This is a genomic window from Bacterioplanes sanyensis (genome assembly GCF_002237535.1).
GTDB classification, from domain to species: domain Bacteria; phylum Pseudomonadota; class Gammaproteobacteria; order Pseudomonadales; family Oceanobacteraceae; genus Bacterioplanes; species Bacterioplanes sanyensis_A.
Genome location: NZ_CP022530.1, coordinates 2,255,532 through 2,279,041 on the forward strand (window position 1 = coordinate 2,255,532; position 23,510 = coordinate 2,279,041).

Annotated in this window: 24 protein-coding genes and 1 pseudogene; 11 read left to right on the forward strand and 14 right to left on the reverse strand. The window is 50.9% G+C overall.

Annotation, left to right across the window (positions count from 1 at the left end; genetic code table 11):
• Positions 1 to 19: 19 nt before the first annotated feature.
• The 5 genes from CHH28_RS10510 to CHH28_RS10530 form a co-directional block, all read right to left on the reverse strand.
• Positions 20 to 1,201, reverse strand: a complete 1,182-nt coding sequence (locus CHH28_RS10510; RefSeq protein WP_094060268.1) for a thiolase family protein — start codon at positions 1,199 to 1,201, stop codon at positions 20 to 22.
• Positions 1,198 to 2,364, reverse strand: coding sequence for an acyl-CoA dehydrogenase family protein (locus CHH28_RS10515; RefSeq protein WP_094060269.1), 1,167 nt, complete (start codon positions 2,362 to 2,364; stop codon positions 1,198 to 1,200). The genes CHH28_RS10510 and CHH28_RS10515 overlap by 4 nt, the downstream gene beginning before the upstream one ends.
• A gap of 10 nt (positions 2,365 to 2,374) precedes the next feature.
• Positions 2,375 to 3,139, reverse strand: a complete 765-nt coding sequence (locus tag CHH28_RS10520) for an SDR family NAD(P)-dependent oxidoreductase (protein WP_094060270.1) — start codon at positions 3,137 to 3,139, stop codon at positions 2,375 to 2,377.
• A gap of 263 nt (positions 3,140 to 3,402) precedes the next feature.
• On the reverse strand, positions 3,403 to 4,596 hold the full coding sequence (locus CHH28_RS10525) for an ABC transporter permease (protein ID WP_094060271.1): 1,194 nt from the start codon (positions 4,594 to 4,596) through the stop codon (positions 3,403 to 3,405).
• Complete coding sequence (locus CHH28_RS10530; protein WP_233243612.1) at positions 4,596 to 5,288, reverse strand: ABC transporter ATP-binding protein; 693 nt, start codon at positions 5,286 to 5,288, stop codon at positions 4,596 to 4,598. The genes CHH28_RS10525 and CHH28_RS10530 overlap by 1 nt, the downstream gene beginning before the upstream one ends.
• Before the next feature lie 57 nt (positions 5,289 to 5,345).
• Here CHH28_RS10530 and CHH28_RS10535 point away from each other — a divergent pair, with 57 nt between their 5' ends.
• A complete protein-coding gene (locus CHH28_RS10535; protein ID WP_094062051.1) occupies positions 5,346 to 5,912 on the forward strand; it encodes a DUF3299 domain-containing protein in 567 nt (188 codons plus the stop codon).
• Between the two features lie 295 nt (positions 5,913 to 6,207).
• On the opposite strand, the gene CHH28_RS10540 is transcribed toward CHH28_RS10535, so the two are convergent.
• From CHH28_RS10540 to CHH28_RS10550, 3 genes are read right to left on the reverse strand one after another with little or no spacing between them, the layout of a single operon-like run.
• Complete coding sequence (locus CHH28_RS10540) at positions 6,208 to 6,807, reverse strand: DUF2796 domain-containing protein (protein WP_094060272.1); 600 nt, start codon at positions 6,805 to 6,807, stop codon at positions 6,208 to 6,210.
• A 1-nt stretch (position 6,808) separates the two neighbouring features.
• Positions 6,809 to 7,495 (reverse strand): DUF1826 domain-containing protein, encoded by a 687-nt coding sequence (locus CHH28_RS10545; protein WP_199243886.1) that lies wholly within the window; start codon positions 7,493 to 7,495, stop codon positions 6,809 to 6,811.
• Positions 7,488 to 7,856, reverse strand: coding sequence for a MerC domain-containing protein (locus CHH28_RS10550; RefSeq protein WP_094060273.1), 369 nt, complete (start codon positions 7,854 to 7,856; stop codon positions 7,488 to 7,490). Before CHH28_RS10550 ends, CHH28_RS10545 begins: the two co-directional genes overlap by 8 nt.
• A gap of 273 nt (positions 7,857 to 8,129) precedes the next feature.
• Between CHH28_RS10550 and CHH28_RS10555 the strand changes: the two genes are divergently transcribed.
• The 3 genes from CHH28_RS10555 (at position 8,130) to groL (ending at position 10,757) form a co-directional block, all read left to right on the forward strand.
• Entirely contained in the window at positions 8,130 to 8,645 is a 516-nt protein-coding gene (locus tag CHH28_RS10555; RefSeq protein ID WP_094060274.1) for an FxsA family protein, read from the forward strand.
• 124 nt (positions 8,646 to 8,769) lie between these two features.
• Positions 8,770 to 9,063, forward strand: a complete 294-nt coding sequence (locus CHH28_RS10560) for a co-chaperone GroES (RefSeq protein WP_094060275.1) — start codon at positions 8,770 to 8,772, stop codon at positions 9,061 to 9,063.
• A 50-nt stretch (positions 9,064 to 9,113) separates the two neighbouring features.
• Positions 9,114 to 10,757 carry a chaperonin GroEL gene (groL, locus tag CHH28_RS10565; RefSeq protein WP_094060276.1) on the forward strand — a complete coding sequence of 548 codons (1,644 nt, stop codon included), beginning with the start codon at positions 9,114 to 9,116 and terminating at the stop codon, positions 10,755 to 10,757.
• Positions 10,758 to 10,843: 86 nt separating this feature from the next.
• Here groL and CHH28_RS10570 read toward each other — a convergent pair whose 3' ends face one another.
• The 3 genes from CHH28_RS10570 to CHH28_RS10580 are packed head-to-tail and all read right to left on the reverse strand — an operon-like array spanning position 10,844 to position 15,295.
• Positions 10,844 to 11,989, reverse strand: a complete 1,146-nt coding sequence (locus CHH28_RS10570; RefSeq protein WP_094060277.1) for an NAD(P)/FAD-dependent oxidoreductase — start codon at positions 11,987 to 11,989, stop codon at positions 10,844 to 10,846.
• A 43-nt stretch (positions 11,990 to 12,032) separates the two neighbouring features.
• On the reverse strand, positions 12,033 to 14,120 hold the full coding sequence (locus CHH28_RS10575) for a LodA/GoxA family CTQ-dependent oxidase (RefSeq protein WP_094060278.1): 2,088 nt from the start codon (positions 14,118 to 14,120) through the stop codon (positions 12,033 to 12,035).
• A gap of 26 nt (positions 14,121 to 14,146) precedes the next feature.
• Positions 14,147 to 15,295: a hypothetical protein gene (locus CHH28_RS10580; RefSeq protein WP_094060279.1), complete on the reverse strand. Its 1,149-nt coding sequence runs from the start codon at positions 15,293 to 15,295 to the stop codon at positions 14,147 to 14,149.
• 49 nt (positions 15,296 to 15,344) lie between these two features.
• On the opposite strand from CHH28_RS10580, the gene CHH28_RS19890 reads away from it, so the two are divergent.
• The 4 genes and pseudogenes from CHH28_RS19890 to CHH28_RS10595 form a co-directional block, all read left to right on the forward strand.
• Positions 15,345 to 15,497: a hypothetical protein gene (locus CHH28_RS19890; RefSeq protein WP_157729874.1), complete on the forward strand. Its 153-nt coding sequence runs from the start codon at positions 15,345 to 15,347 to the stop codon at positions 15,495 to 15,497.
• Positions 15,498 to 16,116: 619 nt separating this feature from the next.
• The gene (locus CHH28_RS10585; protein ID WP_157729875.1) at positions 16,117 to 17,283 is read left to right on the forward strand and encodes a tail fiber domain-containing protein; all 1,167 of its coding nucleotides are present in this window, start codon (positions 16,117 to 16,119) and stop codon (positions 17,281 to 17,283) included.
• A 140-nt stretch (positions 17,284 to 17,423) separates the two neighbouring features.
• Positions 17,424 to 17,807, forward strand: a complete 384-nt coding sequence (locus CHH28_RS20635) for a transposase (RefSeq protein WP_094060281.1) — start codon at positions 17,424 to 17,426, stop codon at positions 17,805 to 17,807.
• Positions 17,774 to 18,202: pseudogene (locus tag CHH28_RS10595) on the forward strand (IS5 family transposase); the annotation flags it as partial. The gene CHH28_RS20635 and the pseudogene CHH28_RS10595, both read left to right, overlap by 34 nt.
• 134 nt (positions 18,203 to 18,336) lie before the next feature.
• Here CHH28_RS10595 and CHH28_RS10600 read toward each other — a convergent pair.
• On the reverse strand, positions 18,337 to 19,341 hold the full coding sequence (locus CHH28_RS10600) for an AraC family transcriptional regulator (RefSeq protein WP_199243887.1): 1,005 nt from the start codon (positions 19,339 to 19,341) through the stop codon (positions 18,337 to 18,339).
• 177 nt (positions 19,342 to 19,518) lie between these two features.
• On the opposite strand from CHH28_RS10600, the gene CHH28_RS10605 reads away from it, so the two are divergent.
• Both CHH28_RS10605 and CHH28_RS10610 read left to right on the forward strand, forming a co-directional pair.
• Positions 19,519 to 19,839 carry a 2Fe-2S iron-sulfur cluster-binding protein gene (locus CHH28_RS10605; protein WP_094060284.1) on the forward strand — a complete coding sequence of 107 codons (321 nt, stop codon included), beginning with the start codon at positions 19,519 to 19,521 and terminating at the stop codon, positions 19,837 to 19,839.
• 60 nt (positions 19,840 to 19,899) lie between these two features.
• The gene (locus tag CHH28_RS10610; RefSeq protein ID WP_094060285.1) at positions 19,900 to 21,282 is read left to right on the forward strand and encodes a cytochrome P450; all 1,383 of its coding nucleotides are present in this window, start codon (positions 19,900 to 19,902) and stop codon (positions 21,280 to 21,282) included.
• A gap of 191 nt (positions 21,283 to 21,473) precedes the next feature.
• On the opposite strand, the gene CHH28_RS10615 is transcribed toward CHH28_RS10610, so the two are convergent.
• Both CHH28_RS10615 and CHH28_RS10620 read right to left on the reverse strand, forming a co-directional pair.
• Positions 21,474 to 21,872: a GFA family protein gene (locus tag CHH28_RS10615; protein ID WP_094060286.1), complete on the reverse strand. Its 399-nt coding sequence runs from the start codon at positions 21,870 to 21,872 to the stop codon at positions 21,474 to 21,476.
• A 90-nt stretch (positions 21,873 to 21,962) separates the two neighbouring features.
• Entirely contained in the window at positions 21,963 to 22,358 is a 396-nt protein-coding gene (locus CHH28_RS10620) for a rhodanese-like domain-containing protein (RefSeq protein ID WP_094060287.1), read from the reverse strand.
• Positions 22,359 to 22,473: 115 nt separating this feature from the next.
• Here CHH28_RS10620 and CHH28_RS10625 point away from each other — a divergent pair, with 115 nt between their 5' ends.
• Positions 22,474 to 23,415, forward strand: a complete 942-nt coding sequence (locus CHH28_RS10625; RefSeq protein WP_094062053.1) for a helix-turn-helix domain-containing protein — start codon at positions 22,474 to 22,476, stop codon at positions 23,413 to 23,415.
• Positions 23,416 to 23,510 lie beyond the last annotated feature (95 nt).

Genomic DNA, 23,510 nt, shown 5'->3' on the forward strand with positions numbered 1-23,510 from the left:
CTACAACAGGGCCTGCGAGTTACAGCACTTCAATCGCCACGGCCGTGGCTTCACCACCACCGATGCATAAGGAGGCAACGCCTTTCTTCAGACCACGCTGCTGCAAGGCGTGAATCAGCGTCACCATGATGCGCGCACCGGACGAGCCAATAGGGTGGCCTAAGGCGCAGGCACCGCCGTGAATATTGACCTTATCGGCATCGAGCTTTAATTCCTGCATGGCCAATAAGGTGACCACGGCAAAGGCTTCGTTGATTTCAAATAAATCAACGTCGTCTTTATTCCAGCCCGCTTTATCCAGTACTTTTCCAATGGCACCAATAGGCGCCAGGGTAAATTCAGCGGGCAGCTGGGCATGAGTGGCGTGCGCGACAATGCGTGCCAGTGGTTGCATGCCGTGTGCTTGTGCCGCGCCATGGCTGGCTAATACCAGAGCAGAGGCGCCGTCACTGATCGAGCTGGCGTTGGCGGCGGTGATGCTGCCGTCTTTTTTAAAGGCGGGTTTTAACGTTGGAATTTTATCCGGCCGTGCGTTGCCTGGTTGCTCGTCTATGCGAATTTCGATATCGCCTTTACGCCCTGGAACCGTCACGCTGGTGATTTCATTATCAAAATGACCGTTGGCAATGGCGGCTTGAGCACGGCTTAGCGATTGCAGTGCAAACTCGTCCATGGCCTCACGGCTAATGCGATAGTCGTCGGCGCTGCGCTGGGCAAAGCTGCCCATCAAGCCGCCTTCGTAGGCGTCTTCCAAGCCGTCGAGAAACATCGAGTCTTTTACTTCACCGTGTCCCATGCGCAATCCCGCGCGCGCTTTGGGCAATAAATACGGTGCCTGGCTCATGTTTTCCATACCACCAGCGACCATGATGTTCGCACTGCCTGCTTTGATTTGGTCGTGCGCTAGAATCACCGCCTGCATGCCTGAGCCACACATTTTATTGACCGTGGTGCAGCCGCTGCTGTCGGCAATTCCGGCGCCACGTGAGGCTTGACGTGCGGGTGCTTGCCCTAAACCTGCTGGCAATACGCAGCCCATAATGACGGCATCGATATCCGCGGCGGTGATGCCAGAGCGTTCGATGGCGGCGCCAATGGCGACGCTGCCCAGTTGTGGGCTGCTGACGTCACTGAGTGCGCCCAATAAGCCGCCCATCGGGGTGCGCGCGGCGCTGGCAATGACGATGTCGTTGTCTTTCATGATTTGGCTCCTGTTTTGCCCAGCAATGAGCGGGCGATGACTTCCTTCATAACCTCAGAGGCACCGCCATAAATGCGCTGCACCCGAGCATCGACAAATGCACGAGAAATAGGATACTCGCTGGTATAGCCATAGCCGCCAAACAGCTGCAAACAGCCGTCGGCGACACGGAACTGCATTTCAGTGGCACTGTATTTGGCCATCGACGCGCTGGCGGCATCGAGTTGGCCACGGTTGTAGAGATCAATGCACTGATCGATAAACGCTTGGTTGATGCGTACCTCGGTTTCCATTTCTGCCAGACGAAAACGGGTATTTTGCAAATCAGCCAAACGCTGGCCAAATAACTTGCGCTCTTTGCAGTATTCAATGGTTTGTTCGATGGCGCCGCGGCCTGCGGCAGATGCCAAGGCGCCAATCACTAAGCGCTCACGCGCCAGCTCCTGCATCAAATAGACAAAGCCTTGGCCTTCTTCGCCTAATAAAGCACTAGCCGGTACGCGTAATTGATCAAAAAATAACTCTGACGTGTCGCCACAGTGCTGGCCAATTTTTTCTAAATTGCGCCCACGGCTGTAACCCGGTAATACGGTATCCACCAAAAATAGGCTCACGCCTTTGGCACCGGCATGTGGGTCTGTTTTGGCAGCCACGATGACTAAATCGGCGTGCTGACCATTGGTGATAAAGGTCTTAGAGCCATTAATGATGTAATCGTCGCCATCTTTAACGGCGGTGGTGCGCAAGGCCTGCAAATCACTGCCGGCGCCGGGCTCGGTCATGGCAATGGCACCGACGGCATCGCCGCTTACCATACGCGGTAGCCACTGTTGTTTTTGCTGCTCGTTGGCCAAGTGAGATAAATAGGGTGCAACAATATCGGAATGCACCATCACGTTGGTGGCCAGTGCCCCAAAACCCAAGCGCGCCATTTCTGCGCTAATCACCACGGAATAATCAAATGGCACGCCAAAGCCACCGTGTGCTTCTGGCACATCGACGCACAATAAACCGGCTTCACCCAACGAACGCCACAGCTCGCGCGGCACCAGACCATCCAGCTCCCACTGTGCATAGTGAGGCGCGACTTCGGCCTGTAAAAATTTCACCACATTGTCGCGAAATAAAACGAATTCTTGCTCGGCGTGAGGAGGAATATTCATGGTACTCTCCTTAACGTGGTGCCATGCGCAGAGCGCAATCCAAGCGTACGACTTCGCCATTCAGCACTGGGTTTTCCACCATTTGTTGCACCATTAAACCAAACTCTTTCGGGTCGCCTAGGCGTTGTGGAAATGGCAGTGTCGCGGCGAGGCTGTCCTGCACCTCTTGCGGCATGGCGGCCATCATGGGCGTCATGAAAATCCCCGGAGCTATGGTATTGACGCGAATGCCCTGGCGCGCCAGTTCACGTGCCGACTGCAGTGTCATGGCGACGACGCCGCCTTTTGATGCGCTGTATGCCGCTTGACCAATTTGGCCCTCATACGCGGCGATGGAGGCGGTCATGATCACGGCACCGCGCTCGCCATCGCTGTTGGCTTCGCGGCTGGCCATGTCGGCAGCTGCGACGCGCAGCACATTAAAACTGCCAATTAAATTGACGTTGATGACTTGGCTAAAAGCGTCCAGTGGCATGGGTTTGCCATCGCGATCGAGTATTTTTTTCGCCGGTGCGATGCCGGCACAATTGACGGCAATGCCGCAGGCGCCATGAACTTCACGCGAGGCGGCAAAAGCGGCTTCAACACTGTCCGCCGACGACACATCGCAATGCAGGTATAAGCCGTTAACGTCTTCGGCGACTCGACGGCCAGCGTCTTCGTTTAAATCGAGAATGGCGACCTTGCAACCCTTGGCGGCTAAGGTGCGCACTGAGGCTTCGCCCAAACCAGAAGCGCCGCCGGTGACGATGGCAGGTACGTTGGTGAATTCCATGATTGATCTCTTATTGTTGCTATTTAACACCAGTGTCTCCGACCTGACTAGCTTCATCCATGACGGTTTATGGCAGGAGAATTGGCAAAAACTGGCAAAAGCTCAGCGCAGGGCTGCTAACCATTGATTGGCTGTATGAACCAAGGCACGAGTGGCCTAATGGGGGATGAGCAGCGCCAGCCCTGCTGGCATGGCCAGAGCCGGCTGACAGCGGATTTAGCGGTGAGAGCGTGCACGGTGCTGCAGCACCGTGTTGTTAAGCACTACGCCAACGACAGGCGATACGCTTTGTAGCTCGGGTAGAGAGACACCAATGAGCTGACGACTAGGATGCCTGCCAAGGTCAGCAGCACATCACTGTGCAGAAAATCGCCACTGATATGAATGCCAAACTGGCTGCTGAGTAGGCTTTGGCCGACGGCTAAAGCGACGCTGAGCAGGGTCAGGGCCAGAGTGATGGCGGCACTGGTGATCAGCAGGGATTCAGCTTGAATCAGCAGCACAATAAACCAGGGGCGAGCGCCCAAGGTGCGCAATACCAACAGTTCCTGCTGGCGCTCGCGCATGGACGCTAACAAAGTGGCACCCATGCCTAAAAAGGCGGCGATCAAAATCAGCCAGGCAATAATACGCAAGGTATCTTCCATTAGATTTAGGCTGTCCCACAGCTGGCTTAAGGTGACACCGGGTAAAATGGCCATCAGCGGTTCAGGCTGTGACTCATTGATTTGACGCTGTACTTGGAAAGTACGCAGGCGAGACTCCAGCCCTAATAACGTGGCGGTGATGCTGCTGGGCGTAACGTTTTTAGTGCTGGCATGGGAGGGCAGATGTATGATTTCTAGCCCCTCCAGGGTGACGTACAAGGCCCGGTCCACCGGTGTGCCGGTGGGTTGTAAAATGCCGCTAATCACAAAGGGGTGTTGCTCGTGCAAGGCAAAGCTCTGGCGCCCTAAACCGTGTGCGATCACCAGCTCGTCACCGAGTTGATAGTCGTACTTTTTAGCAACGGCGGCGCCGATAACAACTTGATTTTGATGTTGAAACGCACTGCCAGCAGTAAAACTCAGTGGTTGTTTTTGACCATAGCGAAAGTGGCGAAAAAACGCTTGGTCTGTGCCAATAACACGAAATCCCCGGTGCGAATCGCCCATCGACAGTGGAATGGCCCAATCAACCGCGCTGGCATTTTTTAAGGTTAAAAAACTGTCGTACGACATATTGCGGTTGGCATTGCCGAGATGAAATACCGAGTACAGCAGCAAATTAATATCGCCGCCGCGCGCGCCGACAATCAAATCAACGCCGGATACCGTTTGCGTAAAAGAGGTTTTTGCCTGCTGGCGTACATGCTCGACGGCGACCAGAGTAAACACACTGATGGCGATGGCCAACAGGGTTAACAGCGCGGCTCCACGGCGGTGCATTAAACTGAAAAAAGCGACACGCCAAAACATTACACCGCTCCTGTCTGATTGATATCGGTCAGCGCCTGCACCTGAGAAAAGTGCGTTGCCAGGGTCAAGTCGTGGCTGACCATAACCAAGGTGATGTTATTAGCGCTGCACAGCTGCTGCAGTTGCTGCATAAACAGATCACGATTATGGCTGTCCAATGCCGATGTGGGCTCGTCAGCGAGAATGACTGACGGCTGGTGAATCATGGCACGCACAATGGCAACGCGTTGTTGCTGCCCGAGGCTCAACTGCTGAGCGGTCTTATGAAACAGCGACTCAGGTAAGTTCACTTGCTGCAACAGCTCGATGGCGTGCGTGCGCACACCGCCATGGGCTGAGTCACGCTTTGCCGTGTGGCTTAGGTGGGCAGCGAGCAGCACGTTATCCAATACCGACAGATAGGGAATCAAATTAAGACGCTGGGCAATAAAGCCCAGATGGCGTGCTCGAAACGCATCGCGCCGACGCGCTGACAGCTGATTAATGGTCTGCTCACCGATGCAAATAGCGCCGGTGTTCGGCGTACTTAACCCTGCCAGCAGGTGCAACAAGGTTGATTTGCCGCTGCCAGACTCGCCGTGCAGCAGCACGCGCTCGCCGGGTTCTATCTGCCATGCAGGGATGTTGAGTACCGTTTGATCGGCGTAGCTGAACTGCAACTCATGGATGGAGATCATAGCAATGTCGGGCATGATTGGGTTGTGTTATCGTATAACAAAGTCATGTATCAGGCAGGTAAAAGTTTGCAAATGACGAGATCACTTACTCACGGCATCACGCTGATTTGGCTGTTGTGTTTGGCGCAGCTGCTGCAGGCGAAAGATTACCAGCAGATTGAATGGACCGACCTGATTCCTGATCAGGATTTACAAGCGCTGTTGGCACCACCGGAGCAACTGGATACGGTGGCTGAGGGTGACTTGGCCGATCAAATCAGCAGTGAATTGCAGCTGCAGTTGCAAGAGGATGCACCGCTGTCTGCCTACGAGCAGGCGCTGATTTCGACCCGCGTGAAAGACGAGTTTGATAAACGCCTAGTGCGAATCCCAGGGTTTGTGGTGCCGCTGCAATACAACGAACAGCAACGTGTCACCGAGTTCTTTCTGGTGCCGTTTTTTGGCGCTTGCCTGCACTACCCACCGCCACCGCCGAACCAGATTGTTTATTCCACTTCAAAAGAAGGGTTTGAGTTGGAAACCATCATGGATGCATTTTGGATCGAGGGACAAATGTCCACCAAATTGGTAGAGAACGACATGGCGGTCGCTGCTTACTCGATGCGGGTGGATTCTGTTGAACCCTATTACGACGATTGAATCTTCAGGGTGCTTGCTCAGCCTTTTCTTGTACTGGTGTGGTTTAAGCTGGTCTGCTCGTATATTGAGTTCTGGTATTGCTTACGTAAATATTGATTTTGCATAAAATATTCCTCAGCAGAATCCCTCTAGGATTTGTGTTCGTTTTGGATTAATTTTTTGACAGCGGCCATCCTGCCAAATAGGTGAAAATCTTCTTTTTTCAGAAACGTAAATCTATTCAATTCCGCACAATATTCTCAGAGCAGTAAAAAGCACTTTTGATGACGATGTTATCTGAACTTTGCCATATGGATTATTCGGCGCTCCCAAACCGCACTTGTGTTTTTGCCGGTGTTAATTTCTGATGCCCTTGGTGCTCGCTGGTGAGCCATTGGGTATTGACGGTTTCAATGGCCGGGAAATGCTGCATTAGGGCGATATCAATACGGCTGAGGTTGGAGCAACTAACAACATACTCAACATGAAATTCCGCATGCTGATCTTTGCTGTGGGTTTCCTCGTGCGAATGGCCGTGATCATGTCCGTGGTTGTGCGAGTGATCATTGTCCACACCCATGCCTGGAGCTGAGACGTCAGCACTGTGCAAGGTGCAGCCATGCGGTGTTTTGAGCAGCGTATCCAGTTTCGACAGTTTGGCGAGTGCTTCTTTTACCGCTTGCTGTTGTTGCTGGTTGGCTGGGGCATGCTCAAAGCCAACGATGTTGGCAGCGGGTGTGTGTAGCTCGGCCAACAGCGTATCTTGGTCCACCACCAGGTTGAGCGTGGCTTTGCCGTGCTCATGGGCGCCATGACTTTGATGTTTGTCGTGATGGTCATGATGTTTGTCGTGGGCGGCGGCGGGCCCTGTTGCTAACAATACGATCATGGCCCAAGGTGACATCGGTGTTTTCATATTAATCCGAAAAATCCAGAGTTAATAACAAACGGCTGCTGCCTGCTGCCGGAGTGGGGGAGCGATGCACAGCGCCATTGCCTTCATTGCCCAGCCAGCTTTCGCCTTTTAGCAGAACAACGTCATGCTGAGCTAACTGCTGTACCGCGGCGTCGTCATGATACACGCCAGCATCGCGATCTGCTTTGCTGCCAGTGCGGTGCCCCATGCGCGAGCGCTCTACCTGATGGTTGTACAACCATTCACTGCCTGGTCCCATGTAACTGGTGACCAAGCGGCAGGGCACCTTATCTGTATGAAACTTAGGACACATAGCACTATTTACCAGCGCTAACCGCAGCCCGGCAGCGGGTAAATCAAACAAACAACAGAACATATCGACCAGCTCGGCGGCATCGCGAATCAGGGCGGCTTTGCCAGCCATTTTGCCTGGCACTTCTGGCAGCTCTCTGGCAAGCGCTTGGTAAGCGGCTTCTGGTTCAAGCCGACATTGCAGTGACGACCAAGTACTGTCTGCGGACGCCAGAAACTGTGCGTAATCCGCTACTTCGTCTGCCAAGCTGCGCCGCCACGCCACCAGGTTAATGCTGGCGTCATAAATGTGCGTCAGGACGTTGGCATTGTCTCCGAGCAACGCCGAGGTGCTGGTGCAGCGCAGTGGGCGCTGAAATCTGGCCAAATTAGCCACGCGACCACCTCCGGTTTAACCCATGGGCTGCCAACATGGCCAATGCACCGGCTGCGGTTAACCAAGCTTCCAGCGCTTCTCCTGCCATCAGTGCAATCAACAGCAACAGCAGGCCAGCGCCAGCGATCATCGCAGGCAAGTAACGGCCATGATGCTTGATGCCCGCCGGAAAGCTGAGCACAGCCAACAGCAATACCGGGCCAAGCAGTACCCAGTGCGTGGTTTCGGTGGCCAGTACGGCGCCCATGGTGCCTAGCGCACCGGAGGCCAGCAGCAGTGGCGTCAGTAAGCAGTGTGACAAGCACAAACCAGAGCACAAGGCACCGGCTAAATCACGTTGCGAAGCGGACAGCAAGTTCATTGTTGATTCCTCTGATAGGTCGGTTTAGACAAAGGCGCACCACGGGTGAGTGCTCAATGCTCAATAATGTAATTGTTATAACATAACAATTCAATATCTGTGTGTGGAGTCTGAGGGTTACCGCGGTCGGATGACTCTTAAGATGTCGGCAGCTATGGAAGTCGCAACGGCAACTTGGACAAGCTCAGCGTACTAGCGCCTCTGGGGCACGGTTGAATTTGCGGTATTCGCCCCCAGATATAAAACATTCTCGGCCACAACTGGAGCACCGCCGTGCCACTGTTTCTGATTTTTGTTGCTGTCCCCATCGTTGAGCTGTACGTACTGCTTCAAGTGGGCTCGTTTATCGGTTTATTGCCGACTCTGGCGTTGGTGGTGTTGACGGCTGTGGTCGGCGTCACTCTGTTAAAGGCACAGGGGTTGGCGACCTTGATGCGGGCGCGCTCGCGCTTGGAGCAGGGCAGTTTGCCTGCAAAAGAGCTGGCGGAAGGTTTCCTGCTGGCACTGGCTGGCGCCATGTTGCTCACGCCCGGCTTTATCACCGACAGTTTCGGCTTTGCGTTACTCGTGCCCGCCATACGTAGCCTGATGTTGGGCTCGGTAATGAAACTGTTGAAGCCTAATGTGGTGGTGGGCGGTGCTGGCAATGTCTACGAAGGCCAAGCCAGTTCACGTACTAACCCTGGTTATCACTCAGGCCATGTCATTGAAGGTGATTATCAGCGCCAAGGCTCAGAAACTGGTAGCGATCACCACGGCTCGTCTCAGGCTGATTCACGCAAAGACTAAAAAAATTCATCTTCGGGTGTTGAAATCCAGTTTCGCACCCCTATTAAGCAAAACACGGCACCCGGTGGTGTAAACGCCACAGCCGATTACACAACACTGGTTCTAACATTGGAGAACATGTCAGATGAAAATCCGTCCTTTACACGATCGCGTCGTTGTTCGTCGCAAGGAAGAAGAGCAAACCACCGCTGGTGGCATCGTGCTGCCAGGCTCTGCTGCTGAAAAGCCAAACCAGGGTGAAGTGGTAGCCGTTGGTACTGGTCGTATTCTGGACAACGGTGAGAGCCGTCCTGTTGCTGTTAAAGAAGGCGACACCGTCGTATTCGGTAAGTACTCTGGTTCAAACACCATCGAAGTCGACGGCGAAGAGTTGCTGATTCTGAACGAAAGCGAAATTTATGGTGTGCTGGAATCCTGATCCATCCAGCCAAGTGACATCGAAACCTAAATACAGTTAAGGAAAAAATCATGGCAGCTAAAGAAGTAAAATTCGGTAACGACGGTCGTCAGTCCATGCTGGACGGCGTTAACGTCCTGGCGAACGCAGTAAAAGTAACCCTGGGCCCTAAAGGCCGTAACGTGGTACTGGAAAAATCTTTCGGCGCACCGACCATCACTAAAGACGGTGTGTCTGTGGCGAAAGAAATCGAGCTGGAAGACAAGTTCCAGAACATGGGCGCCCAGATGGTTAAAGAAGTGGCGTCTCAGGCGAACGACCAAGCAGGCGACGGTACCACCACCGCGACTGTTCTGGCTCAAGCCATTGTGAACGAAGGTCTGAAAGCGGTTGCTGCAGGCATGAACCCAATGGACCTGAAGCGCGGCATCGACAAAGCGACTGCAGCCGTGGTTGAGCAATTGAAGTCTCAAGCACAGCCATGTGCAGACAGCAAAGCCATTGCACAAGTCGGTACCATCTCTGCGAACTCTGACGAAACTGTTGGCCAGATCATCGCCGAAGCGATGGAAAAAGTAGGCAAAGAAGGCGTCATCACCGTTGAAGAAGGCAAAGGCCTGAACGACGAGCTGGACGTTGTTGAAGGCATGCAGTTCGACCGCGGCTACCTGTCTCCGTACTTCGTGACCAACCAAGACAAAATGACAGCAGAGCTGGAAAACCCACTGCTGCTGTTGGTCGACAAAAAAGTCGATAACCTGCAAGAGCTGATTCCAGTGCTGGAAAATGTGGCTAAGTCAGGCCGTCCGCTGCTGATCGTCGCTGAAGACGTTGAAGGCCAAGCGCTGGCGACTCTGGTAGTGAACAACTTGCGTGGCACCTTCAAAGTGGCTGCGGTTAAAGCACCAGGCTTTGGCGATCGTCGTAAAGCCATGTTGCAGGACATTGCTGTGCTGACTGGCGCACAAGTGATTTCTGAAGAAGTGGGCATGTCTCTGGAGACCACCACTCTAGATATGCTGGGTACGGCTAAGAAAGTGGTGCTGAGCAAAGAAAACACCGTGATTGTTGACGGTGCTGGCTCAGAAGCTGACGTTAAAGCCCGTGTTGAGCAAATCCGCACTGAAATCGAAAACTCGACTTCTGACTACGACAAAGAAAAACTGCAAGAGCGCGTTGCCAAATTGGCTGGTGGTGTTGCAGTGATTAAGGTCGGCGCTGGCTCTGAAGTTGAAATGAAAGAGAAAAAAGACCGCGTAGACGACGCACTGCACGCGACTCGCGCAGCCGTTGAAGAAGGCGTGGTTGCAGGCGGTGGTGTAGCGCTGGTTCGTGCTCTGGCCAACGTCACTGTTGAAGGCGACAACGAAGACCAAAACGTGGGTATCGCTCTGGCGCTGCGTGCGATGGAAGCACCGATTCGCCAGATCGCCGCTAACGCTGGCGCTGAAGGTTCCGTTGTTGTGGACAAAGTAAAAGCAGGTGAAGGCTCATTTGGCTTTAACGCTGCAACCGGTGAATACGGTGACATGATCGAGCTGGGTATTCTGGACCCTGCCAAAGTGACCCGTTCTTCACTACAAGCGGCTGCTTCTGTCGCTGGTCTGATGATCACCACCGAAGCCATGGTTGCTGAAGTACCTAAAGAAGACGCTCCTGCAATGCCTGATATGGGCGGTATGGGCGGTATGGGCGGTATGGGCGGCATGATGTAAGCTGCTCGCTCCGTGCGAATAAAGCCGGCCTTTATGGCCGGTTTTTTATGCCTGAAACTTGGGCGCGTTGCTTGGTTGTGGCCGGTTTAAGCAAAACCTTGCCGGCGTTGCCAGTAGCCGGAATTGGCAAAGCGCTGTTCACTTGCATACAGTGATTGGCGCAGGGCAGCGTATTTGTTGAAGTCGTCAAATACTTGGTTTTGATAGTCGGTCAGTGCTTGGTTGTTATTTCCCGATAAATAGTCGTAAATACAATTACCCGCAAGCTGGCCGTGCATTAGTGCTTTGGTAATGCCAGCTGAACTGATTGGGTCATAACTGCAGGCTGCATCGCCCACTGCTAACCAATTCGGTGCGATAACGGCACTTAAAATACTGGATTTGGCATTGCGTTTGAATAATCGTACTGACTTGCTAGATAAATTTTTCAGAACCATGTGCAGCTCTGCTGCCAACAATTGGGTCTCTCTGACTCGCTCTAACCATACATCTGCTTGATGCAAACATTGCGCTAGCATCTGTTTTTTATCCGTGCATAACATCAATATGACTTTCTCGTTTGGTAGCTGCGCACAATACCACCAGCCGTAGTCGCACGACTCCACCAGTGTTCGTGTCGGTAAATCGTTGCACGATAAAGATAGTTGGTCGCATTCCAATACGCTGCAAATGAAAGTGACCTCATCAAAGCTGTTGCGAGCAGTCCCCAGTTTTTGCGCAGTAATGGCCGAGCGGCCAGCTGCATCGACCAGAAAGTCTGTCTCTATCCTTCGACTTTGCCCGTCTTTACTCAAGTGCAAGGAAAATCCAGCACCAAGGCTTTCCAGATGTTTGAGTCGCTCCCCTGTTTGCAAACTTATATGCCGTGTTAGTGCGATATTAGTGAGTTGTTCTTCAAATCGGATTCTATCCAAGTGATAACCATGTCCCTCTAAGTTGAACATAAAATCGTTGTGACCTGGCCGGTCGTTTCCCCAGAGTGAAACTGAGCCAGGGCAAACGTTATGCTCGCTCAGCAGTGTTGGCGTGTGATCGCCGATCAAGTCCCTCAGCACAGATGTTGCCGCTGGTGGAATGGTTTCGCCGACCTTGACCTTTATGTCGGTAGCAGCATCAATGACATGAATGTCGAGAGCAGAGCCTGCTAAACCGGCTTGGTTGGCCAGAGATAACGCGGTGGCTAGTCCTGCAGGGCCTGCACCCAATATGGTGATGTGGGCGATCTGATCCATGTACGCTTCCTTCGGGGAGGCATGCCTCCCCCGAGAATTCCTGTTAGTTTTCGGGCACTACGGAAGTTGGCCAAGGCTGCACTATGTCTCCCTCAGATTCATACTGGCTGGCGACCTCGATAAACTTATCGTCACCGTAGTTGCCACCTTGATCTGCCATTACTCTGACTCCTTGGATCACAAAACCAGTTTTATGCCAGTTTTCCAAATAGTCGATGTACTGCTGGAAGCGACCCTGCTCTTGCGGATACTCGGTTTCGGTTCCCTTGCCTCGAACGCTGAATAGTTGTCCGCCTAGGTTCCAGCGCTGAGTTTTGTCATCAAAGCTGCACAAATCAGCAGGGTGGACTTGAACAGGGCGCTGCGCGGGCCATGACCAGTACAGGGTATTATTGCCCGGTGGGTTTGGATCTGGCTCATGTACGGCGCAACTGTTGTAGTCGGTATGCCAGGGTTGGGCCATAAACTTGGATAAATCGCCCGGTTCAACCGCATTTCGGTTTAAAGGGATATAACCAATGTTTAAAAATGGCTGGCCGACGTTGGCATTCCCATAGTCGAGTTGTTGTTGATTAATGCGAAAAGGACCAGTGCCATCATGCCATTTCTGATGGTAAAGGTTGATGTCACGCACGATAAAAGTAAGGTCAATGCCAGGAGAATAACGCCCACCCAAGCAGTTTTCTAATACGACTTTGTCGAGCTTCTCACCCACTCCCAGATGGCGTTCATTATCTTCTGTGGTACTACGCCCGGCATACCACTGTTTCATTAGGAAATACTGAGTGGTGGTCAGCGACAAAAAACTTTTCTGTGCATCGCCTAAGGCCAGTGGCATTTTTTTGCCGCCTTCCTCGCTTTGCTGCGGATCATTAGGGTCACGAATCAGGCTGTCGAAGTTGGGGATTTTCTTCGTTGGGTCATCTGAGGGCTGAATGGCAGCAACCCAATTGTGGCCATTCACGGCTTGTCCTGGCAGATTGGTGCTCCAGCGTTGCAAAAAAGCGCCATGAAATACGGGCATGACATCCTGATAGAAAGAGGCCTGATAGTCATTGTCGTATTTACCGCCAGAATATAATTGCGGGACTAACCCGAGTTGCTCTACCCACGTGTTAAATACATCGTCCCAAGTAGAAACAACGTTGCGAATCTGGGGTGCATAACCTGGGTCCGTGCATACAAACCAACCTGCGACGACTGTAGCATGGCTGCCATCGTCGAATTTAACGATGGCATTGACCGGGCCATCCGATACGTCATCAAACCAGCCATCGTTGTCAATGGCATCGTTTAGCTCAGGCTTGTTACCATCGGCATCAACAAATGCAAAGGCGTTGCCGTAGCCCCCAACTACGATCAATCGACCGCTGCCTGGCTCTATGGTCATTTGACCAAGGGTGGTGATATCGCCAGAGCTCGGATTCTGATTTTCAAAGTGATCCGCAGGAAAACTCACCGGATAATCGGCTTGTGCGATGTTGCCTGTATTGTCTATGTAAGTGCTGGGTGTGGCGGCATCGAAATCGACAATTACATTGTTATCCGATGATTTAATGGTGCGAGGTCCGGCATCGATGACCAGCTTTCTAAGTCTATCGTCGCTGTTTGGCATAGACCCATAGGACGGATTGCGAATAGGGGGCGTTTGACCATTGCGATAGGCTCTTATGCCTTCTTCTTGTCCATTTGCACTTTCGATGCTCCAACTGTTGTTTTTTTTGTTGGCCAAATGAACCGACCAGACAATGTCAGTAACCGTCTTGCCGTCAACAACATCGCCGATACATACCTCCTTACCCTTCACTTTAGATGGGTAGACTTCGCCTGAGGAGCACTCTTTTCCTGGCGGGCAATCTGTTGGGTCACGATAATCGGCGATGCCTTCGTACACGAAGATGCGAAATCTGGCTGCTTGGCGCTTTACCTTTTGGTCGGGCGTTTGGTCGCGAAAATCATTCGCTGTGATTGGAGTATCCTCTGTACCGGGTTTAATAGGTAGTCCACCAAACAGCCCGGTTTCCTTATCTAACAGTTCGCCAGCAGCGGTCTCTGGAGCGATGTAGTATTCCTCGCTATTGCCAACACGTGCGAAGTTGATGGCAGGATGAACTCTGAAAATACTGGTCATGGCTGGTCTTCCTTAACGTATATGAGTTAGTTAGCTTTTTTGGCGTTCTTCATTTCTTGATCCCAGAAATAAATATTCATAAACGCATGGCTAATGTTGAGGTTCATTCCCGGTAGGGGATCCATATTCGGTGAGGGTGGAAAGCGTTGCAGTGTATTGTGGCAGCGAAAGCAGTTGTTCATTGTGCTCTGGCTTTGGGTGAAGGTCTCTATGGTTGAGTTGGACAATCGCAAGCCACCAATCAATAGCTGTTGGTCAGATGAGTCAACATCGCTCGCTAGCCCCATGTTAGGCTGGAGTCCATTTTTACGGCTGAACCATATGGCAGATACTTCAAAGTAGTTTGACCACACGTCATCCTTATTCAGTTGATCAAGCACGCTTTGGTTCAGTTGATTGACAACCTTGATATTGGTTGGGACATCCAGTGTCACCTGTCTGGCATAGTTACCATCTTCGTATTGACGACACACCTGTGTCACAGGGCTCAATGTTTGGTCTTGTTCATTCAGTGTCAGTGATGGCGAATTGGCTGGGTTTATATTGCACTGAGAAAAGGGTGTATTGGCTTGATAGAAGGTCCAGTCTTTGTCAGAAATGATGGTGCTTGGAGAGAAGTCCGTGGGCACATTGGGCGCATTGTCTTTGTGCTCAAACGTTGCCCAAATCATCTCTGGATGGTCTTTAACCACACCTGCTATATGAAAGCCGACTAACGCCAGCGTTACCGTTAGCGACTTGTCTTCGTCGACGACGATTTTTCCACCTGAGTTCTTCAACGCATAAACGGACGACTCCATGGTATAAAAGCCCGATGTGTCCTCACCTGGCTGTACAATCTTCCAAGACGCCTTAAACTCCGCAACATTGATATCAAAAGGGGTGTACGGGTCAAAGTTCTGAACGTTTTTATAGTCAGTGAGTCCATTGGATTGCATGAACTCAACAAACTCCGGGTTGATGTACTGCGAGTAATACACGGCGCGGCCATCTTGATCGACGAGAATGCCCTCGGTCCCAGCTTGCAGGTATTCATCCATACTTTTGGCGTTATCCGTTTTCCCTAGGCGGGGCATGAGGTGTTCTCGATCAGAGATTCCTAGTAGGTCATACGGGGTATCGAAGCTTAGAAATCTGGGCTTGCCGTTGACGTCCTGAGTCAGCCACAAAAACATCTGCCAGGACCAACGATGAAAGTCACAGTTGGTCTCGCTGGAGAACTGGTTGCCATCGGGAAAGGGCGTCTGCGATTTGGGGAACCAGCTGCTCGGAGCAACACAGTTGGTATCCGATGCCGGCTGGTCCGTTGCTGAACTACCGGAATATGACAGTGTCGATAGCGGTATGGATAAAGCCAGTATGGTCGCTAATAAGTGAATGGTATGTACTCTTGCCTTCATATACGATCCCTCTGTTTTTAAGTTGCATCCATCGCTAGAGAGCGCCATAGCCCTCTCTCTAAATTTAATCACGTGTTATTTGGCTTGATCTGGTTCGTTTCCTGTAGGGTCTCATCACCAGTCATGCCGTGCCCCCTGATATCGAAGGTCTGTCAGATAAATAATGACTGATCTAATGTCAGCTTCGTCATCCAGATGATCAAGTCTGTCGCATAATTCTAGTGTTTTAGCATTGATGTTTTTTACGGACAGATCTGTATGGCATTGTTCAGCTTTCTTCGGAATCGACAGGATGGTTGTTGTCAATTTTAATGTCTGATTTTTGTGTGACGCCATCTTACATTGAATATTATTGGGGCGGGTTGGTGATTCTTTTAGGGGGGTGTGTTAATTTTTTTTGTCTATGTTTCTGTTCTTTATAGTCTCTGGTTATATTTGGTGTCTTAATTCTAGGTATTAAGTATTGTTTTTATCGGCTTTTTAAGAATATTCAGATATTTAAGCTGGCGCTCGTTTTGTTGAGCTAGGCTCCATGGCGCTTGAGTCGCTGAAGACCTAGGTAAATAGGAATAATAGATAATTTCATGAGGCTGAATATGTATAAAGGAAATGAAATGCATCCTGGCGCTTACAGTGCAGGTTCTATTGGTCGCCAACCAGGAATAACGAGAAGTGTAAGAACAGAATCTTGCTCTGTCGGTGTTCGCGAGATTCTCAATCGACGGTCTGTGTTGAAAAGTCTGTTATTGATGGCGTCATCGCTGTTGCTGTCGGTCAATGCTGTCGCTCAATCCTGCCCAACCGAATGTGGTATTGGGTCCTTTATGGGAGCGTACACGCCCAGTTCATCTATCACTGGTGGGTCCAATGTCTTTATAGGAAACTACGCAGGCAGTAATACCACCCATGGTGCTAATAACTCATTTCTAGGCTGGCAGGCTGGAAAGAATAATATTTCTGGGAGCAATAACTCCTTCTTTGGTCATAACGCTGGGCAGGCTAACTCGACGGGTAGTGATAACGTCTTCGTTGGCACGGACGCAGGAAACAATAACACCACTGGCGGTGCAAACGTGTTTATGGGGCCGTCCGCCGGTACCAATAATACCGATGGTGAATACAACGTATACATAGGTCGAAACGCAGCGCGTAGCAATATGTCCGGCGATAAAAATGTGTATCTTGGCTACAGCGCGGGGTATGGCAACCTGGGTGATCGAAGCGTCTTTATCGGTAGCGAAGCTGGTGCTTTAGAAACCAATAGTCAAATGTTATACATCGCCAATAGTGCACATTCTGCTTTGATAAAAGGCGATTTTGCCAGTAAGTGGCTTCGGATCAGTGATCGCTTGGCCGTTGGTATCGACAACCCAACAGAGGCTTTTGAAGTCAATGGCAATGGTAAGGCGTATCAGTGGCTTACCTTTTCAGATGAACGCTTAAAAGAGGATATCCAGTCATTGTCTGGTGCCATGTCAACGGTCAATCGACTGTCTGGCATTAGCTACCGCATGAAAGATACTGATTCCAGTCACCCCGATAGAACCATAGGTTTGTCGGCACAGGCTGTTAAGCAAGTCATTCCTGAATTGGTTCACTCAGATGCGGAAGGGCTGCTGGCCATTAGCTACGACGGTCTGATTCCAGTCTTAATCGAAGCGTTGAAAGAGAAAGACCAAGAAATTCAGGCAATGAAACAGGCGATCTACGATATTAATGCCGAGTTGGCGAAAAGTAAGGACATGCAGCTCAGCCAAAACTGACAGCGCAGCAATAATATGAAGAAGCAAAGCGGCTATGATTGCTTTGCTTCTGCTGAACTTGCTTATTTTTACAATAGAAGCTGTTTCATAACCTTCAGTCCGATATAATAATCAAAACTATCAGCATCAACTCCTCCACCATGAAACGTTCAACCTCAGAACTGACCGACCAACAGTGGGCACACATTGAGCCTTGCTTACCCAGTTTACCTCGTGGCAAAGGGGGTCCCAAACCTATCAGCAATCGAGCCTGTTTCGAGGGCATTTTATGGGTCTTACGTTCGGGTGCGCGCTGGCGTGATCTACCCGAGCGCTATCCTTCACCGAGTACCTGCTGGCGCCGCCTTCAGTACTGGGAAGAGCAAGGAGCATGGCTCAAAGCCTGGCGTAAGCTTCTTCGCGTTCTGGATCAACAGTCGCGGTTAAATTGGGAAGAATCGTTTTCTGATGGCAGTTTTGCACCCGCAAAAAAAGGGGCCTCGGTGTTGGAAAAACCAAGCGGGGTAAGGGGTCGAAGTGGATGATAGTCGTCGATGGCGAAGGCATTCCAGTCGGGCTGACACTTGGCTCAGCGTCACCGGCGGAGGTCAAGCTGATTGAGGCTTTGTTAAATGTTTCCTATGGCAAGAGCAAGGTGAAGCGTTTGATTTACGATAAAGCGGCAGACTCTGATCCTCTGCGAATGGCGTTAAAGAAACGGGGCGTTGATCTCATTTGTCCACATCGTCGAAACAGGAAAAAAGCGCCGTTGCAAGATGGTAGAAAGCTGAGAAGGTACGACCGTCGCTGGAAAGTAGAGCGCACTTTTGCTTGGCTTGGAAATTATCGACGATTAGTGGTTCGATGGGAAAGAAAGCTCTCAATGTATCGAGCCTTCTTTCACGCCGCCTGCATGATGATCGTGCTAAAGAAGTTGTGAAACAGCTTCTAGTTAATTTCTTAATATTCATTCAAGCTCATGTTGGCTGTCGTTCGTAATTCCAAACTACTTTCTCTGTCTAGACTGGCTGCTATTCATTGTGAACTTAGTCGTTACTGATTTTAGGTGCATGTTTATTGGGAACTGCTTTTACGCTGTCGCAATGCCTTAGGTGTGGTGTGAAACCAGCGCTGGCAGGAGCGATTAAGGGCACTTTGATCGGCATAGCCTAACAGCCCGGCGATTTGGCTGAACGGTAAGGTCGACTGTTCCAAGTAGCGCTTGGCCAATGTAAATCGATGTGCATCCAACAGCGCGTCAAAATGGGTATCGGATTGCTGGCGTAGGCGGCGCTGCAAGGTTCTTGGGTGTAAGTTCAACTGTTCCGCAACAACATCAATGCGGCAATGGCCCGTGGGCAGCAATTTGGCAATCAGGTGTTCAACCTGATCCTGAATTTGGTCTGTTCGCCCACCAAATCGTTCTGCTAAATACTGATCGGCAATGTGCGCTGTCTCTGGGTCTGCGCCGCGTATGTTCTGCTGCAGCAAAGCAACGGGCAGTTCCGCCGCACAATGCGGTTGGTTAAATTTGATGTCGCAACCAAACAGTCGGCGATAGCTGTCAGACGGTGCAATCTGACTGTGTGGAAAATGAATACAGCGCGCATGAGTGTCTGTGCCGGTGAGTATGTTCAGAATCAGCTGCGCATTACCGAGGTACAGTTCATGTATTTGGCGCAGTTTAATCAGCCCCGTTTCTTGAACACGAAACTCAGCAAATATGTGACTACTGTTGGCTGGCAATGTCAGTTCGATGGAAACACTGGGGCTGATTAAATGAAGGTACTGACGTACACCTCGAATGGCTTCTTCGATGGTATTGGCATTGCGAATTAACACAGCAACTGGTCCCAAGATCGACAGCCCCTGGCGACGGGACAACTGCAAAGCAAAATCTGGGCAGTTCAAGGACTCGGCGCAGAATTCAAACAACCTGGCTAGCTGGCTAAAGTGAACGTAACCGTCTTTTTGGGTCTCAACATCAACCGGTAGATTGAATCGTTCGAGCAGAACCAGCGGGTCTGCACCCAGCTCCACCACAAAGCTATTAAAGCCTGCGAACAGGCTGGTACTCATCAGACTTTCCATAATTTAGGTTTTATCTGCGTGTCGTCAAATGCCAAAAGACTGTCGTCAGAAGATAATATTAGCGCAGATTTCCGCCTTAGCATAAGACTAAGCTCAACAGGCGCGATTGACTGTCGGCTATGAGCGAGCAATGGCAAAACAATAACAACCCAAGGTGGATGAGATATGGCAACGATTACCTTCGTCGAGCATAACGGCAGTGAGCACACTGTGGATTTGGAAGTGGGGAAAACCCTTATGCAGCACGCATTGGATGGTCTGGTGCCTGGCATCGACGGCGACTGCGGCGGCGCCTGTGCCTGTGGTACCTGCCATGTCATGGTCGCTACCTCTTGCTCGAGTGATTTGGTGCCCCCATCGTTAGAAGAACAAAGCATGCTGGCACTCAAACCCGAACACTGTGAGTCATCACGACTGGCGTGTCAGATTGATATCACCGAGCAACACGATGGCCTGATCGTGCAACTGCCCGAGTTTCAAATGTAACGCCAGCGTGTAGGAAAGAACAACAATAACTCACAGCAACGTGTGTGCTAGGAAATCTTTATGTCGATTAAAAACACCGTGGCCAACAAGGTAGCTACCGTTGTGCCTCTTGATATGCAAATACGGGCCTCGCATCTGGTCGAAAAGGCACTGGATAAAATCATTAAGGATAAAGTCCCGGAGTTTGTCGAAACTCCCATTGCGGATGTCAGTAGTCTGGCTTTGGATGACATTGACTTAAGCAATCCATTTCTATTTCGCCAAGGCAAATGGGAATCATACTGTAAGCGCTTGCGAGATGAATGCCCAATCCATTATCAGGCCAATAGCCCATTTGGTCCATTTTGGTCCATCACTCGCTATCAGGACATCTTATTCGTTGATAAAAATCATGAGCTATTTTCAGCCGAACCACAGATCATTATAGGTAAGGCGCCACGTGGCTTAGACATCGACACCTTTATCGCCATGGACCCACCAAAACACGATGAGCAGCGCTTGGCGGTACAAGGTGTGGTGGCGCCCGCGAATCTTAAAGAAATGGAAAGCTTGATTCGCCAGCGCACCCAGGACGTATTGGATAACTTGCCCGTAAACCAACCCTTTGATTGGGTGGAGTCTGTATCAAAGGAGCTGACATCGCGCATGTTGGCTACCTTATTAGACTTTCCTTATGAGCAGCGCAGCACATTGGTGTACTGGTCGGATGTGGCGACCTCCGCGCCAGAAATAGCCGGCGGTGATACTGATAAAGAAGAGTTCTGGCAAGTGGCAAAAGAATTCTCGAAGCAGTTTTCGAAGCTTTGGTACGCTAAAAAAGCACGGTTGGACGCAGGTGAAGCACCGGGCTTTGATTTGATCAGTCTGCTGCTTACCAATGAAAAAACGCACGACATGATCAAACGTCCGATGGAGTTTATCGGCAATTTGGTGCTGTTGATTGTGGGGGGCAATGACACCACGCGTAACTCGATGACAGGTGGTGTGTTAGCGCTAAATCAGTTCCCACAAGAGTTTGAAAAACTGAAGGCCAACCCAGCACTGATTCCCAGCATGGTGTCCGAGATTATCCGCTGGCAAACGCCACTCGCTTATATGCGACGTGTGGCAACACAAGACGTTGAAATGGGTACTCAAACCATCAAAAAAGGCGACAAGGTCGTCATGTGGTATGCCTCGGGCAACCGTGACGAGCGTATGATTGAAAACCCGGATCAGTTTTTGATCGACCGGAAGAATCCGCGTAATCACTTATCCTTTGGTTTTGGCATTCACCGCTGTATGGGTAATCGTCTGGCTGAAATGCAGCTGAGAATACTATGGGAAGAAATTCTGCAACGCTTTGACAACATAGAATACGTAGGCGACCTGCAGTACGTGCAGTCTAACTTCGTGCGCGGGTATTCAAAAATGATGGTGAAACTGACGCCGAAAGGTAGCTGATAGCACCTGTTCACGAGGCTGCCGAGATGGCAGCACTCATTAGGCATCGACATGGACGTTCGCTTTTAGCGTTATGGTGCCGGCAGCGCTGTGAGTGAAGAATCAGGGTCGTATGGCGTTAAGCGCTGAACTTGCTTATACGTGTGCACTTAAAACGCCTTTGTTTGATAATTAACAACGACCCCGACTAGTCACTCAAGTTCATTACATTGTGGTAAGTCATCGGTGATGGTGAACCAGGGAGCTTTATTGTCTACGAATACATGACGTTCAGCTGTTACGCCAGGATCTGTATCTAACGTTCCTAAGGGAAAACCTAACACATCAGGTTGGTTATCGAAGCGGGTAAAAAGGCTAGAGCCGCAATGTTGGCAAAAGCCTTTATGCTCGCCCGGTGATGATTCATAGAAGCGAATGCAGTGCTGACCTGCGACTATGGTCAAGTCACTGGTATTAATCTTTGCGCGAGTGCGAAACGCTGAAGCGTGCAGTTTGCGGCACATGCTGCAATGGCAGTTCAACACATCGCTCAGCTTGCCGTGTATTTCATAACGCACTTGCTGACATAAACAACTTCCGCGATGGATCATACTTGCTCCTTTTTAGCAATTTGGTAGATATAACGCTGTCAGCCCGCTGGGCTAATCAATTTATGGATAATGTGAGTACGCTGCGCTGATTCACAGTGATTGCAGCTCAAATCCTTCGTCCAGCCACCCGGTTATGCCACCAATCATTTTTTTCACCGGTCGACCGAGCTGTGCCAAACGGATGGCGGCTTTTTCGGTGGCGTTGCAGTGAGGTCCGGCGCAATACACCACAAACAGTGCATCGTCGCTAAATTCGGCAAGACTGTCAGAATTAATGCGGCTGTAGGGCAGGTGAATAGCTCCTGCAATATGGCCCTGCTGAAACTGTGGCTCGCAGCGCACATCGAGCAATACAAAGTCCATGCGTTGGTTGCTGATGGCATGGTGTACATCCCAGCAATCGGTTTCAAAGGTGAGTAAGCGTTCAAAATGCGCCAGTGCTTGTTGGCTTTGGGCGGCGGGAATACGTGATACGGCACTGCTCATACGAGACTCCTAGTGGATGACAACCCCGCCAGTATGGCGCTGGTGTCCATTATTCACTATTGGCCTAAAAGACATTGTTCGTTAATATCCAGCCAAGACTGTTTGGATGCCGGGTTTGAAAAAGGTTGCTGTGCTCACCTATAACGGAGCTGCTTTGTTTGAGCTGGGCTGTGCCGTAGAGCTGTTTGGCCTGCCCAGGCCTGAGTTTGATCATTGGTACCAGTGCCAGGTGATCACCTTTGAGCAAGGACCATTAGTATCAACGGCCGGGGTTGGATTGAGTGCCACGGTAGTCGATAGTCTGAATGGGTTTGATACTTTGGTGATCCCTAGTTGGCCGACCCAAGGTGCGGATATTCCACCGGCTCTGTCCAGTGCGATTCAATCTTTTTATGACAATAAGCAGCGCATTTTGTCGTTTTGCTCGGGTTCATTTTTATTGGCGCAGCTAGGCCTTTTAAATGGCAAGCAGGCCACTACGCACTGGCGCTATGCCCAAACATTTAAAACACGATTTCCCCAAGTGCAGTTTGTCGACAATGTGCTGTACCTGCTACAAGGAAATCTGGGCTGCTCGGCGGGCAGTGCTGCAGCGCTGGATTTGGGCATTGAAGTGATACGGCAGGATTATGGTAGCGATATTGCGAATGCAGTGGCGCGGCGATTGGTTTTATCGGCCCATCGCCAAGGCGGCCAATCACAGTTTGCCGATGCGCCTGTGATGCAGGCAAATAGCCGGTTTTCCACGGCGCTGGACTGGGCGGTGCAGCATTTGTCAGAATCTATTGATATTGACCAGCTGGCAAACAAAGCCAATATGTCGCGTCGCACCTTTGATCGAAAATTTCGTGCCAACTTTAATTTATCACCCAAGGCCTGGTTAACGGAGCAGCGAATACAGCTGGCGAAGAGCTTATTAGAGCAGGCCCAGGGCAGTGTTGATGAGGTGGCGCTAAAAGCGGGCTTTGATCATGCTGGCACTTTGAGGCATCACTTTAGAAAAGCCTTGGGGGTGTCGCCGACTCACTATCGACAGCAGTTTTTACGTAGCAAATAGCTGCGTTGCTCAGAACCACGGTTACTGTGTTTCTAAACTGTCCCTCTGTGCCAATCGAGCAGTAATTGCTACTATAGCCGCCTTGCTGTCGCTGC

Excerpts from the sequence above, each read along its gene's own strand:
- CHH28_RS10510 (WP_094060268.1), bottom strand. The coding sequence starts at position 1,201 with ATGAAAGACAACGACATCGTCATTGCCAGCGCCGCGCGCACCCCGATG.
- CHH28_RS10515 (WP_094060269.1), bottom strand. The coding sequence starts at position 2,364 with ATGAATATTCCTCCTCACGCCGAGCAAGAATTCGTTTTATTTCGCGAC.
- CHH28_RS10520 (WP_094060270.1), bottom strand. The coding sequence starts at position 3,139 with ATGGAATTCACCAACGTACCTGCCATCGTCACCGGCGGCGCTTCTGGT.
- CHH28_RS10525 (WP_094060271.1), bottom strand. The coding sequence starts at position 4,596 with ATGTTTTGGCGTGTCGCTTTTTTCAGTTTAATGCACCGCCGTGGAGCC.
- CHH28_RS10530 (WP_233243612.1), bottom strand. The coding sequence starts at position 5,288 with ATGCCCGACATTGCTATGATCTCCATCCATGAGTTGCAGTTCAGCTAC.
- CHH28_RS10535 (WP_094062051.1), top strand. The coding sequence starts at position 5,346 with ATGACGAGATCACTTACTCACGGCATCACGCTGATTTGGCTGTTGTGT.
- CHH28_RS10540 (WP_094060272.1), bottom strand. The coding sequence starts at position 6,807 with ATGAAAACACCGATGTCACCTTGGGCCATGATCGTATTGTTAGCAACA.
- CHH28_RS10550 (WP_094060273.1), bottom strand. The coding sequence starts at position 7,856 with ATGAACTTGCTGTCCGCTTCGCAACGTGATTTAGCCGGTGCCTTGTGC.
- CHH28_RS10560 (WP_094060275.1), top strand. The coding sequence starts at position 8,770 with ATGAAAATCCGTCCTTTACACGATCGCGTCGTTGTTCGTCGCAAGGAA.
- groL (WP_094060276.1), top strand. The coding sequence starts at position 9,114 with ATGGCAGCTAAAGAAGTAAAATTCGGTAACGACGGTCGTCAGTCCATG.
- CHH28_RS10570 (WP_094060277.1), bottom strand. The coding sequence starts at position 11,989 with ATGGATCAGATCGCCCACATCACCATATTGGGTGCAGGCCCTGCAGGA.
- CHH28_RS10575 (WP_094060278.1), bottom strand. The coding sequence starts at position 14,120 with ATGACCAGTATTTTCAGAGTTCATCCTGCCATCAACTTCGCACGTGTT.
- CHH28_RS10580 (WP_094060279.1), bottom strand. The coding sequence starts at position 15,295 with ATGTTTTTGTGGCTGACTCAGGACGTCAACGGCAAGCCCAGATTTCTA.
- CHH28_RS10585 (WP_157729875.1), top strand. The coding sequence starts at position 16,117 with ATGTATAAAGGAAATGAAATGCATCCTGGCGCTTACAGTGCAGGTTCT.
- CHH28_RS20635 (WP_094060281.1), top strand. The coding sequence starts at position 17,424 with ATGAAACGTTCAACCTCAGAACTGACCGACCAACAGTGGGCACACATT.
- CHH28_RS10600 (WP_199243887.1), bottom strand. The coding sequence starts at position 19,341 with ATGAGTACCAGCCTGTTCGCAGGCTTTAATAGCTTTGTGGTGGAGCTG.
- CHH28_RS10605 (WP_094060284.1), top strand. The coding sequence starts at position 19,519 with ATGGCAACGATTACCTTCGTCGAGCATAACGGCAGTGAGCACACTGTG.
- CHH28_RS10610 (WP_094060285.1), top strand. The coding sequence starts at position 19,900 with ATGTCGATTAAAAACACCGTGGCCAACAAGGTAGCTACCGTTGTGCCT.
- CHH28_RS10615 (WP_094060286.1), bottom strand. The coding sequence starts at position 21,872 with ATGATCCATCGCGGAAGTTGTTTATGTCAGCAAGTGCGTTATGAAATA.
- CHH28_RS10620 (WP_094060287.1), bottom strand. The coding sequence starts at position 22,358 with ATGAGCAGTGCCGTATCACGTATTCCCGCCGCCCAAAGCCAACAAGCA.